We start from the raw sequence: 12,370 nt of genomic DNA on the forward strand, positions 1-12,370 counted from the left end.
GCGGGGCCGCCGCGGGTCATGCCCGGGGCAGGCGTACGACCGCGACCGCCCCGCCGTCCGCCGCGTTGGAGAACTCCACGCGGGCGCCGATCACTTGGGCCTGCCCGCACGCGATGGTCAGGCCGAGGCCGGTGCCCTGGCCGCGCTCCCGCGCGCCGGTCTGGAAGCGCCGCGGGCCGTCGTCGAGGAGGTGGTCGGGGAAGCCCGGCCCGTGGTCGCGGACCGTGACCTCGACGCCGTCGACCCGCACCTCGACGGGATCGCCGCCGTGCTTGCGGGCGTTGCTGACGAGGTTGGTGAGAATGCGCTCCAGGCGGCGCGCGTCCGTACGGACCGACATGCCGTACGCGCTCTCCGTGCCCACCGCCGTGAATCCCGCCGCCGACCCGCCCGCGCGCTCGGCGACGGACTCGACGAGCGGCCCCAGCGGGTGCACCGCGAGGTCGGGCTTCTCCACCTCCGCGTCGAGGCGCGCCACTTCGAGCAGGTCCTCGGTGAGGGTGCGCAGGGCGCGGACCCGGTCGCGCACGAGCTCGGTCGGGCGGCTCGGCGGCAGCAGCTCGGCCGCCGTGTGCAGTCCGGTCAGCGGGGTGCGCAGCTCGTGGGCGACGTCGGCGGTGAAGCGCTGCTCGGCCTCCAGGCGCTGCTGGAGGGACGCGGCCATCGTGTCGACGGCGGTGGCCAGTTCGGCCACCTCGTCCTTGCCGTGCCGCCCGTCGGGCGGCCGCGGATGGTCGATGCGGGCGTCGAGGTCGCCCTGGCTGATGCGGCGCGCGATGGCCGCCGCGGTACGCAGCTCACGGCTCAGCCTGCTCGCGAGGCCGGCGCCGCCGAGCGCGGCGAGAGCGACGACGACGGCGCCGGAGACCATCACGCGCCGGTCGAACTCGGCCATGCCGGCGGCCTGTTCGCGCAACGACAAGCGGATGGACAGGACGTGGCGCGGGTTGTCGCCGATCGGCCGCGCCGCCCAGACGCACGGGTCGTCCGACGTCATGTCGAGGTAGGTGGTGCGCTGCCCGGCCAGCGCGGCCCTGCGCAGCGCGGCGGGCGCTCGGGGGTCGTCGACACCGGCGTCCGTGTCCGCCTGATCGACCTGACCCGTCAGCTCGTACAGCTGCCGTACGCGCACGAGTTGGGCGGTCGCGCCGGAACGGGCGCCCGCGGAGATCTGGTCGAGCCGCGCGTGGTGGACGAGCAGCCCGATGGCGACGGCGACCACGGCGCAGCCGACCGCGAGCAGCGCGGCGATCTTCCAGCGCAACCCGAGACTGTTGAGCGCGGCACGGCCCCTGATCACGGGCCTGCGCGCCATCAAGGGCCTCCTGGGGAGAGGGAGTCGGCGGGGGAGCCGGGAGCGCTGGGCCGCGGGTCGCCGTCCGTCCCGGGCGGGCGGGGCGACCTCTTGTAGCTCTTGGTCTCGCTGATCGTGGACATGCGCGCGCCGTCCCAGTGGAAGCGGACCGCCTGTTCGCCGCCCTCGGAGCACGGTGTGCGCACCAGCAGGTCGGGGCCGATGGTCTCCACGCTCACGTTCCTGCCGGAGGTGAACAGGATCGGGTAGATCTTGCCGCCGCGCTCGGTGTAGACGCTGAGGATCGACCGGCCGCTCTCCGTGTCGGCGGCCACGAGCATGTCCCGCTTCTTGTCGCCGGTGAGATCGCGGAACATCGGCGGCCGGATTCCGGCCCGCCCCGGGCGGTCGATCGTCCCGCGTTCGGCGAGCGGTTTCGTACGGGGGTCGGCCCGCAGAAGCGCGTGGACGTCCACCGCGGCGAGCCCGCCCGAACCGACCTCCACGCCCCGCAGTGGCTGTGGGGGCGGCTGGCGCGTGGACGCGCGGGCGCCGGGCGCCAGCGATGTCTTGCCGGCCCAGGCGGGCCAGACCGTCTCCGGGCGCGGCTGCATGGAGACGGACGGCGCGGAGTCGCCGTGCCCGAGGCCGTCCGTACTGGCGCACCCCGTGAGCACGAGGGCAGCCAGGACGGCGAACAGGGCGGCGCCCGACAGGAGCGGGCGGCGGGGCATCGGATTCATGAGTGGCTGACCGTCACGTGGGAGGGCGATGGCGGTGGCCGGCCCAGGGCTGCACCGGGGATTCGGCAGGGGGACCGGCCACCGCGTTCGAAGGTAGGAACCCTCCATCACGGAAAACAGGAGATTGTGTAACAAGCACGCCTAAGACCGCCGAAACAACGAAGCTCGGGACCTAAGCCCAGGCCGCTCGACCCCGCTCGACCCGCAAAGCCCTGCGCGAAGACGCCACTCCTGCGCGAAGACGCCGCTCCTGCGCGAAGGCGTCCCCGTGGACAATCGGCGTATGAGTGACGACGAACTCGGCGCGGCCCGGCTGCCGTTCTTCGTGTACGGCACGCTGCGCCCCGGCGAGTCCAACCACGCCGTCCACCTGCGCGGCAGGACCGCGAGGGAGGAGCCCGCCCTTCTGCCGGACGCCGTCCTCTACGACGGCCCCGGCTACCCGTACGCCGTCGAGCACCCCGGCAAGGGCCCGGTCCGCGGCGACCTCCTGACCGCGCTCCCCGCCACGTACGTCCCCCTCCTCGCCGCCCTGGACCTCCTCGAGGAGTACACACCGGGCGATCCCCACAACCTCTACGAACGAGTCGTACGCGACGTGCTCGACCGGTCCTGCACCCCCGTCCGCGCCTGGGTCTACGTCGCGGCCCCGCGCATCGCCGCCGGACTCCGCACCTCCGGCTCGGCCATCCGGGCAGGCGACTGGGCAGCACACCGAGATGCGCGGCACAAACGCTTACGCACCCGAACCGGTGACTTGAATCACTCGTGAGAGCGAGTTGGCGTGACTACACAAAGTGAGCGACGACAAGCTCTCCGTGTGCACCTGCTGGTGTGCGCGGCGGTGCGTGAGCACCCTGTCCCTGAAGGAATCGCCCTATGCGAGTTCGTCGTTCCCTCCCGGCCGTCATCGGCGCCCTGGCCCTCGGCCTCGGGATGTCCCTGACGTCCTCGGCCTCCGCCTCACCGGCGGCCATCCAGAACCCGTGCGGGTTCTACGAGACCCACACCGACGCCTACTACAACCACTGCACGAGCGACGGCTCGAAGATCCTGATCGAGATCGACGACTGGGGCCCCAACACCATCAGGTGCGTGGGCCCGGGCGTCACCTGGATCGACGAGGCGAGTGACGTGGACGGCGCCTGGTACATCGGCCGCACCTGCTGACCTCCGTCTTCTCGTACGACCGCGGGCCCGGACCTCGACCCCGGGCCCGCTCCGCTTGGCCTCACACCCGCTCCACCCGCACCGCGCACACCTTGAACTCCGGCATCCGCGACACGGGATCCAGCGCGGGATGCGTCAGCGTGTTGGCCCGCCCCTCGCCCGGCCAGTGGAACGGCATGAACACCGTGTCGGCGCGGATCGCCGACGTCACCCGCGCCGGAGCCACCGCGCGCCCCCGCCGTGAGACGACGGCGACCGGATCGTCCTCCTCGACCCCCAGACGCGCGGCGAGCCGCGGATGCAGCTCCACGAAGGGCCCCGGAGCCGCAGCGTTGAGCTCGTCGACGCGCCGCGTCTGGGCCCCGGACTGGTACTGGGCGAGCACCCGCCCCGTCGTGAGCAGCACCGGATACTCCGCGTCCGGCTCCTCCGCCGCGTCCCGGTGCACCACCGGCACGAACCGCGCCCGCCCGTCCTCGGTGGCGAACCGCTCCAGGAACAGCCGCGGCGTCCCCTCGGCCCGCACACCCCCGGGACCTCCGGAACCGCCCGCACCTCCGGAACTCCCTGCACCTTCGGGCCCCATGGCACCTTCGGAACCCCCCGCACCCTCGGAACCCTCCGCACCCTCAGGACCCCCCGGCCCCGCCGGACACGGCCAGAACACCCCCTCCCCGTCGTCCTCCCTCAGCCGCTCGTAGCTGATCCCCGAGTAGTCCGCGGGACCACCGGCGCTCGCCCGGCGCAACTCCTCGAAGACCTCCTCCGGCTCGGTCGGGAACCCCTTCCCGTGCCCGAGCCGCTCCGCGAGCCCGTGCAGCACGTCGAGATCGCTGCGCACCCCGTCCGGAGCGGCCACCGCGCGCCGCCGCAGCAACACCCGCCCCTCCAGGTTCGTCACCGTCCCCGTCTCCTCCGCCCACTGCGTCACCGGCAGCACGACGTCCGCCAGCCGCGCCGTCTCGGACAGCACCACGTCCGCCACCGCGAGGAAGTCCAGCGACCGCAGCCGCTCCTCCACGTGCGCGGCCCGCGGCGCCGAGACGACCGGGTTGGAGCCCATCAGGAGCAGCGACTTGATGTCCCCGCCCAACGCGTCAAGGAGTTCGTACGCAGACCTGCCCGGCCCCGGCAGCGAGTCCGGGTCCACCCCCCAGACCCCCGCCACATGAGCCCGCGCCGCCGGATCGGTCAGCTTCCGGTAGCCGGGCAGCTGGTCCGCCTTCTGACCGTGCTCCCGTCCGCCCTGACCATTGCCCTGCCCCGTCAGGCACCCGTACCCGGAGAACGGCCGTCCGGCGTGCCCCGTGGCCAGGCACAGATTGATCCACGCCCCCACCGTGTCCGTGCCCTTGGACTGCTGCTCGGGCCCGCGCGCCGTGAGTACCATCGCCGTGTCGGCGCCGCAGAAGAGCCGCACGACATCCCGCAGTTGAGGCACCGCCACACCCGTGATCCGCTCGACGTGCTCCGGCCAGTGGGCCATCGCCGCCGCCCTCGCCTCCTCCCATCCGCTCGTCCGCTCCTCGATGAACGCGTCGTCCGTGCGGCCCTCCGCCACGACCAGGTGCAGCAGGCCGAGCGCCAGGGCGAGATCCGTGCCGGGCCGCGGCGCCAGGTGCAGATCCGCCTGCTCCGCGGTCCGGGTCCGCCGGGGGTCCACGACGATCAATGTGCCGCCGTTCTCCCGCAGCTCCGTCAGATACCGCAGCGCGGGCGGCATCGTCTCGGCGAGATTCGACCCGACGAGGATCACGCACCCGGTGCGCGGGATGTCCTCCAGCGGAAACGGCAGCCCCCGGTCGAGCCCGAACGCCCGCTGGCCGGCGGCCGCGGCCGACGACATGCAGAACCGTCCGTTGTAGTCGATCTGCGACGTGCCGAGCGCGACCCTCGCGAACTTGCCCAGCGCGTACGCCTTCTCGTTGGTCAGACCGCCCCCGCCGAACACCCCGCACGCGTCCGCGCCGTACTCGGCCCGGATGCGGATCAGCGCGTCGGCGATCCGGTCGAGCGCCTCCTCCCAGGTGGCCGGCGTGAGCTCACCCGTGGCGCGGGACCGGACGAGCGGCTCCGTCAGCCGCACCCGGGAGGAGAGCACCGCGGGAGCCGTGCGCCCCTTGCCGCACAGGGCCCCCTTGTTCACGGGGAACCCGGCACGCTCCACGACCTCCACTCCCTGCGGGCCCGTGACCAGGCCCATCCCGCACTGCAGCGCGCAGTACGGACAGTGGGTCGAGGTCGCGGATGTCTCGGGCGTTGCGGATGTCTCGGGTGTCTCGGGTGTTGCCGGTACCGCCGGTGTCGCCGTGGAGTGCATGCGGTCCAGCCTCCGCCGGGCTTGTTACGCGCCCCGACCCGATCGCGTTACGCACGCGGTAAGCCGACCTCAGCGACGACCGCACCGCGTTGTGAGCCGCCCGTGCCCGCTGCGGGCCGGCCGGGCCTCAGCGCGGCGCGTCCAGTGCCCGGGACACGCCCGGCTCCCGCGGCCCGAGGAAGTGCGGATCCGGTTGGAACGCCGCGTCGACCGCCGCCTTGCCCGCCGCGAGGACCTCCCGGGCGCCGCCGTAGTACCAGGTCGTGTCGTGCTTGGCGTCCACCGCCACCCCGTACGACGAGACGCCCGCCGCGTCACAGAGCGCGACCGCCCTGCGTATGTGGAAGCCCTGGCTGACCAGCACCGCCCGGTCCACGCCGAATATCTTCTTGGCGCGCACGCAGCTGTCCCAGGTGTCGAACCCGGCGTAGTCGCTCACGATCCGTCGGTCCGGCACGCCGTGCTCCTTCAGGTAGGCACGCATGGCGTCCGGTTCGTCGTACTCCTCGCGGCTGTTGTCGCCCGTGACGAGCACGACCTCTATGCGGCCCGTGCGGTACAACTCGGCTGCCGCGTCGAGCCGGTGCGCCAGATAGGGCGACGGCTCGCCCTGCCACAGTCCGGCGCCGAAGACGACGGCCACCCGGGCGCGCGGCGCCTCGGCGACCGTCCCGATCCTGTCCTCCGTCGACACGAACAGCCAGGTCGCGGGCGACAGCGCCAGCACGCACAGCGCCATCACCGCCTGTATCGCCCGCCGCTGCTCCTTCCGCGTGCGCGGCAGCCGCAGCCATGCGGGTCTGCGCGGCCGCCCCGACCATCGCCCCGCCAGGTCCCCAGGTCTGTTCATCGGTGATCCGCCCCCGTGCCCCGTCGGATCTCCCCCGATCCGATCAATGCCACAACGGTAAGCCGCCCCGCCGGGCACGTCAGCGACCCGTGCCCCCGAAACACCCCCGACACCCACCCCCACAGCACCCCGAGGCGCGTTCCGCTCCACCCCTGACATCGTCCCGCCAGCCGCCGTGAGCCCGGTGAAAACAGTCGTCACGGCCGCGCAACGCCCCCGCAACACGTCCCGGCCATCCTCGGTTCATGACGCCGTCGAACCCTCTTCGCGACGAGTCCGGCAGCACTCACCTCGACAGTACGGCGCAGATCATGGACCGCATTTCCAGCCAGCTCGGCACCCAGCTCAGCCTCGTCTCGCCCGACGGCACCCGCCGTCACGACCCGCGACCCACCCTCGTCCTGGTCGCCCACGGCAGCCGCGACCCACGTGCCCTCACCACCGTCACGGCCCTCGCCGAGCGCATCCGCGAGCGGCGCCCCGGACTCGCCGTCCGGCTGGGCCACATCGAGCTGAACGAACCACTGCTCACCGAGACGCTGGACGAACTGGGCGACCTCGGCGAACACGACGAACACGGCAGACGCACCGGGCCCGGCGCCCGAGCCGTCCTCGTCCCCCTCCTCCTCGGCCGCGGCCAGCACGTCAAGCGCGACATCCCCGCGGCCGCCGCCCGCTTCCCCGCCCTCGACACCCGCGTCGCCGCACCGCTCGGCCCCCACCCGCTCCTCGCCGAGGCACTGCACGCCCGGCTCGTCCAGGCCGGCTGGCCCGAGCGGCCGGCCAGGGCCGGTGCGCGGCGCAGGCACGCGGTGGTCCTCGCCGCCGCGGGCTCCCGCGACCCGGAGTCGGCCGCCGACACGGAGACCGCGGCCGCGCTGCTCGCCGACCGCCTGGGCGTCCCCGTCGTCCCCGCCTACGCCGCACCCACCCCGGCCTGCCCCCGCGGCGTCCCGGAAGCGCTCGAAGCGCTGGCCGCGGAAGGGCGGACGCGTACCGCCGTCGCCTCCTACTTCACCGCGCCCGGCCGCTTCGCCACCCAGAGCGCGGGCGCGGCCCCCTGGATCGCCTCGGCTCCCCTCGGCCCCCACGCCGCACTCGCCCGTCTCGTCCTGCTCCGCTACGACCAGGCACGCAGCGCTCCCGCACCCGCATTCCGACGCACCCTCAGCAGCGTCTGACAGAGGCCGGATCCATGAGGCCAGATCCCTGTTTGTCACTGCTTGCGTCTACTGTCGGTGCATGGAAGGCACAGCACCGAACGCGCGATACGAGGCGTACAGCGCCTATGACGAAGCAGCCGTGGAACGGTGGGCCGCCGAGCCCGACAAGAGGCCGGGGCGCACGGCCTTCCAGCGCGACCGCGCGCGCGTCCTGCACTCCGCGGCCCTGCGCCGCCTCGCGGGCAAGACCCAGGTCGTCACGCCGGGCACCCGCAGCCAGGCCTGGGACGCCAGTGCCCGTACGCGCCTGACGCACTCCCTGGAGTGCGCCCAGGTGGGCCGCGAGCTCGGAGCCGCGCTCGGCTGCGACCCCGACCTGGTCGAGACGGCCTGCCTCTCCCACGACCTCGGCCACCCCCCGTTCGGGCACAACGGCGAGCAGGCGCTCAACGAAGTGGCGCGGGACTGCGGCGGTTTCGAGGGCAACGCCCAGTCGCTGCGGCTGCTCACCCGCATCGAACCGAAGCGCTTCATCCGCTCCGAGACCACCGACGAGCTCGTCAGCGTGGGACTCAACCTCACGCGTGCCGCCCTCGACGCCGCCACCAAGTACCCGTGGCCGCTCGGCGCCCACCCCACCGACCCGGCGTCCGTGAAATTCGGTGTCTACGAAGACGACCGTCCCGTCTTCGACTGGATCCGCAAAGAAGCCCCCGGGCAGCGCACCTGCTTCGAGGCACAGGTCATGGACTGGTCGGACGACGTCGCGTACTCGGTCCACGACTTCGAGGACGGCCTGCACGCCGGGCACATCGACCCGAACGCGCTGCACGCCGAACCGGAGCGCCAGGACGTCTACGCCGTCGCCCTGGGGCGGTACGTTCCCGAGGACACCGACCCCGAAGAGCTCGCCCAGGCCCTCGACCGCCTCCTGGACCAGGAGTGGTGGCCGCACGGGTACGACGGATCGGCCGTCACCCAGGCCCGGTTGAAGGACGCCACCAGCCAGCTCATCGGCCGCTTCTGTCTGGCCGCGGAAACGGCCACCCGCGCGCGGTACGGCACGGGCCGGCTCACGCGGTACGCGGCCGAGCTCGTCGTGCCCCGAGAGGCACGGCACGAATGCGCGGTCCTCAAAGCCGTCGCCGATCGCTACGTGATGCAGCGCCCAGCCCAGGAGCGGCTCCGCGCGGACCAGCGCATCGTCGTCGCCGAGCTCGCCGAGGTGCTCACCGCCCGCGCCCCCGACGGACTCGACCCGCAGTTCCGCGCGCTGTTCGACACGGCGCCCGACGACCGTGCCGCGCGGCGCGTCGTGATCGACCAGATCGCGTCCCTGACGGACGCCGCCGCCCGCGCCCTGCACACCCGCCTGACGTCGAGGCCCTGACCCGGGGCCGCGACAAATCGAGAGCAAGTGACCATGGAGTGACCACAGGGCGTGACGCGATGTGGCCGGTCGGGGGCAGGCCCCCTTCCCCCATCACGCTGCGTGCGGGACGCTCCCAGTGGCGGCAAGCCCAGTTGGCAAGTGTGGCAAGACTGAGTTCTTCCGGGGCACACCCCCGGTACCCCGGGCAAGGAGGCATCAAGTGGTCGACGCGGATCAGACGTTCGTCATTGTCGGAGGAGGGCTGGCCGGCGCCAAGGCGGCCGAAACGCTCCGCTCCGAAGGATTCACCGGCCGGGTGATCCTCATCGGCGACGAGCGTGACCACCCCTACGAGCGCCCGCCCCTCTCCAAGGGGTACCTCCTCGGCAAGGAGGAGCGCGACAGCGTCTTCGTCCACGAACCGGGGTGGTACGCGCAGGCCGACGTCGAACTGCACCTGGGCCAGACCGTCGTCGCCATCGACCGCGAGGCGAAGAGCGTCCGTCTCGGCGACGGCGCCGTCATCCACTACGACAAGCTCCTGATGGTCACCGGTGCCGAACCCCGCCGCCTCGACGTCCCCGGCACCGACCTCGCCGGCGTCCACCACCTGCGCCGCCTCGCGCACGCCGACCGCCTCCGGCACGTCCTCGCCTCCCTCGGCAGGGACAACGGCCACCTGGTGATCGCGGGCGCCGGCTGGATCGGCCTGGAGATCGCGGCGGCCGCCAGGGAGTACGGCGCGGAGGTCACCGTCGTCGAGGCCGAGCAGACCCCGCTGCACGCCGTCCTCGGCCCCGAGGTCGGCCAGATGTTCGCCGACCTGCACGCCGAGCACGGCGTCCGCTTCCACTTCGGCGCGCGCCTCACCGAGATCGCGGGCCAGGACGGGATGGTCCTCGCCGCCCGCACGGACGACGGCGAGGAGCACCCCGCGCACGACGTCCTCGCCGCCATCGGCGCGGCCCCCCGCACGGCCCTCGCCGAGTCCGCGGGCCTCGAACTGGCCGACCGCGCCGAGGGCGGCGGCATCGTCGTCGACGCGTCGCTGCGCACCTCCGACCCCGACATCTACGCGGCGGGCGACGTGGCCGCCGTCCGCCACCCGCTCCTCGGCACGAGCCTGCGCGTCGAGCACTGGGCCAACGCCCTCAACGGCGGCCCCGCCGCCGCGCGCGCGATGCTCGGCCAGGACGTCACGTACGACCGCGTGCCGTACTTCTTCTCCGACCAGTACGACGTCGGCCTGGAGTACTCGGGCTGGGCGCCCCCGGGGACGTACGACCAAGTGGTGGTGCGCGGCGACACCGGAAAGCGCGAGTTCATCGCCTTCTGGCTGCGCGACGGGCAGGTCCTCGCGGGCATGAACGTGAATGTGTGGGACGTCACGGACCCGATCCAGCAGCTGATCCGCAAGGGCGTGCGCCCCGACCCGGACGCCCTCGCGGACCCGTCGACCCCCCTGGCGTCGCTCCTGGCGTGACCGGCCGGGCAGGAGTGTCACAGGCGAGCCGTAGTATTCCTACGTGGCAGGCAGGATCAATGACGAAGACGTGAAGGCGGTTCGGGACGCGGTCCCGATCGACGCCGTGGTCTCCGACTACCTCCAGCTGCGCAACGCGGGGGGTGGAAACCTCAAGGGTCTGTGCCCCTTCCACGACGAGAAGTCCCCGTCCTTCCAGGTCAGCCCGAGCAAGGGTCTCTTCCACTGCTTCGGCTGCCAGGAAGGCGGCGACACGATCGCCTTCGTGATGAAGATCGACCACCTCACGTTCTCGGAGACGGTCGAGCGCCTCGCCGCCCAGGCGGGCATCACGCTGCGCTACGAAGAGGGCGGGTACAACCCCTCGCACCAGCGCGGCGAGCGCATCCGCCTCGTCGAGGCCCACAAGATCGCCGCCCAGTTCTACGTGGAGCAGCTGGAGAGCGCCGAGGCCGAGATCGGCCGCAAGTTCCTCGCCGAGCGCGGCTTCGACCAGGCCGCGGCCGCGCACTTCGGCGTGGGGTACAGCCCCGCGGGCTGGGACCACCTCACCCGCTATCTGCGCGGCAAGGGCTTCACCGACAAGGAGCTCACCCTCTCCGGCCTCTCCCAGGAGGGCCGCCGCGGCCCCATCGACCGCTTCCGCGGCCGCCTCATGTGGCCGATCCGCGACGTCGGCGGCGACGTGGTGGGCTTCGGCGCGCGCAAGCTCCGCGACGACGACAACGGCCCGAAGTACCTGAACACGCCCGAGACGGCGATCTACAAGAAATCCCAGGTCCTGTACGGCATCGACCTGGCCAAGAAGGAGATCGCCAAGTCCAGCCGCGCCGTCGTCGTCGAGGGGTACACGGACGTGATGGCCTGCCACCTGGCCGGCATCACCACCGCCATCGCGACCTGCGGCACGGCCTTCGGCGGCGACCACATCAAGATCCTCCGCCGCCTCCTGATGGACAACGGCTCGGCCCGCGTGATCTTCACCTTCGACGGAGACGCGGCGGGCCAGAAGGCCGCCCTGCGCGCCTTCGAGGACGACCAGAAGTTCGCCGCCGAGACGTACATCGCGATCGCCCCCGACGGCATGGACCCCTGCGACCTGCGGCTCGCCAAGGGCGACGCGGCCGTCGCCGAGCTCGTCGAACCGCGGACACCGCTCTTCGAGTTCGCGCTGCGCCAGATCGTCGCGCGGTACGACCTGGAGACCCCCGCGGGCCGCGCCGCCGCCCTCGACGAGGCGGGCCCCGTCGTGGCCCGCATCAAGAACAGTGGCGCGCAGCACGAGGTCGCCGTGCAGCTCGCCGGCATGCTCGGCATCCTCGACACCCAGTTCGTCGTCAAGCGCGTCGCCCAGCTGGCCCGCTGGGCCCGCGACCGCGGCGGCCGTGGCCCCGCGCCCGCCCCCGCGGCCCAGCGCTCCGCGGCGGCGTACGAGAGCGCGCCGCAGGGCTTCAGCGGCCCCGCGCTCAACCTGCGCAGCCCCGCCCACCGCACCGAGCGCGAACTGATCAAACTGGCCCTGCAGTACCCGCAGTTGGTCTCCCCGGCCTTCGACGCGTACGGCACGGACGAGTTCACCGCCCCGCCCTACGCCGCGGTGCGCCGCGCCATCGAGGAGGCGGGTGGTGTGGAGTACGGCGCCCAGGACCCGCAGGAGTACCTCGTACGCGTCCGCGACGCGGCGCCCGACGACGCGGTCCGCGCGATGGTCACCGAGCTCGCCGTCGAGGCGATCCTGCGCAAGACCGTCGACGAGATGTACGCGGGCATCCAGCTCGTGCAGGTCCGGCTGCGCGCCGTCGACCGCCGCATCCGCGACGTCCAGGGCACCCTCGCCCGCGTGGGCGCGAGCGGCGACCCGCAGCATCTGACCGCCGTGCAGAACGAGTTGTGGGTCCTGCAGCAGTACGGCCAGGCGCTCCGCGAGCGCGGCGCGGACGCCCTCTGAGGCGGGCCGGAACCCGCCCCCGAGGCG

The 12,370-nt window shown here is 72.9% G+C and carries 10 protein-coding genes; 6 read left to right on the forward strand and 4 right to left on the reverse strand.

Annotation, left to right across the window (positions count from 1 at the left end):
- Nucleotides 1-16 precede the first annotated feature (16 nt).
- Both AC07DO_RS03035 and AC07DO_RS03040 read right to left on the reverse strand, forming a co-directional pair.
- Nucleotides 17-1,315 carry an ATP-binding protein gene (locus AC07DO_RS03035; protein WP_479056596.1) on the reverse strand — a complete coding sequence of 433 codons (1,299 nt, stop codon included), beginning with the start codon at nt 1,313-1,315 and terminating at the stop codon, nt 17-19.
- On the reverse strand, nt 1,315-2,037 hold the full coding sequence (locus tag AC07DO_RS03040; protein ID WP_479056597.1) for a hypothetical protein: 723 nt from the start codon (nt 2,035-2,037) through the stop codon (nt 1,315-1,317). The genes AC07DO_RS03035 and AC07DO_RS03040 overlap by 1 nt, the downstream gene beginning before the upstream one ends.
- 283 nt (nt 2,038-2,320) lie before the next feature.
- Here AC07DO_RS03040 and AC07DO_RS03045 point away from each other — a divergent pair, with 283 nt between their 5' ends.
- Complete coding sequence (locus AC07DO_RS03045) at nt 2,321-2,809, forward strand: gamma-glutamylcyclotransferase family protein (RefSeq protein WP_479056599.1); 489 nt, start codon at nt 2,321-2,323, stop codon at nt 2,807-2,809.
- 107 nt (nt 2,810-2,916) lie between these two features.
- A complete protein-coding gene (locus AC07DO_RS03050) occupies nt 2,917-3,207 on the forward strand; it encodes a DUF6355 family natural product biosynthesis protein (protein WP_479056601.1) in 291 nt (96 codons plus the stop codon).
- A gap of 61 nt (nt 3,208-3,268) precedes the next feature.
- Here AC07DO_RS03050 and AC07DO_RS03055 read toward each other — a convergent pair whose 3' ends face one another.
- Together AC07DO_RS03055 and AC07DO_RS03060 are read right to left on the reverse strand one after the other, a co-directional pair.
- Complete coding sequence (locus tag AC07DO_RS03055) at nt 3,269-5,410, reverse strand: molybdopterin oxidoreductase family protein (protein ID WP_479056602.1); 2,142 nt, start codon at nt 5,408-5,410, stop codon at nt 3,269-3,271.
- A gap of 244 nt (nt 5,411-5,654) precedes the next feature.
- Nucleotides 5,655-6,377 carry a SanA/YdcF family protein gene (locus AC07DO_RS03060; protein ID WP_479056604.1) on the reverse strand — a complete coding sequence of 241 codons (723 nt, stop codon included), beginning with the start codon at nt 6,375-6,377 and terminating at the stop codon, nt 5,655-5,657.
- Between the two features lie 245 nt (nt 6,378-6,622).
- On the opposite strand from AC07DO_RS03060, the gene AC07DO_RS03065 reads away from it, so the two are divergent.
- From AC07DO_RS03065 to dnaG, 4 genes are all read left to right on the forward strand, one after another.
- Nucleotides 6,623-7,558: a sirohydrochlorin chelatase gene (locus AC07DO_RS03065; protein WP_479056606.1), complete on the forward strand. Its 936-nt coding sequence runs from the start codon at nt 6,623-6,625 to the stop codon at nt 7,556-7,558.
- 61 nt (nt 7,559-7,619) lie between these two features.
- Nucleotides 7,620-8,930, forward strand: a complete 1,311-nt coding sequence (locus AC07DO_RS03070; protein ID WP_479056607.1) for a deoxyguanosinetriphosphate triphosphohydrolase — start codon at nt 7,620-7,622, stop codon at nt 8,928-8,930.
- A 202-nt stretch (nt 8,931-9,132) separates the two neighbouring features.
- A complete protein-coding gene (locus AC07DO_RS03075; protein ID WP_479056608.1) occupies nt 9,133-10,395 on the forward strand; it encodes an NAD(P)/FAD-dependent oxidoreductase in 1,263 nt (420 codons plus the stop codon).
- Between the two features lie 43 nt (nt 10,396-10,438).
- Complete coding sequence (gene dnaG / locus AC07DO_RS03080; protein ID WP_479056610.1) at nt 10,439-12,343, forward strand: DNA primase; 1,905 nt, start codon at nt 10,439-10,441, stop codon at nt 12,341-12,343.
- The last annotated feature ends 27 nt before the right edge of the window (nt 12,344-12,370 follow it).

The sequence above is a fragment of the Streptomyces sp. NPDC045678 genome (assembly GCF_056432085.1).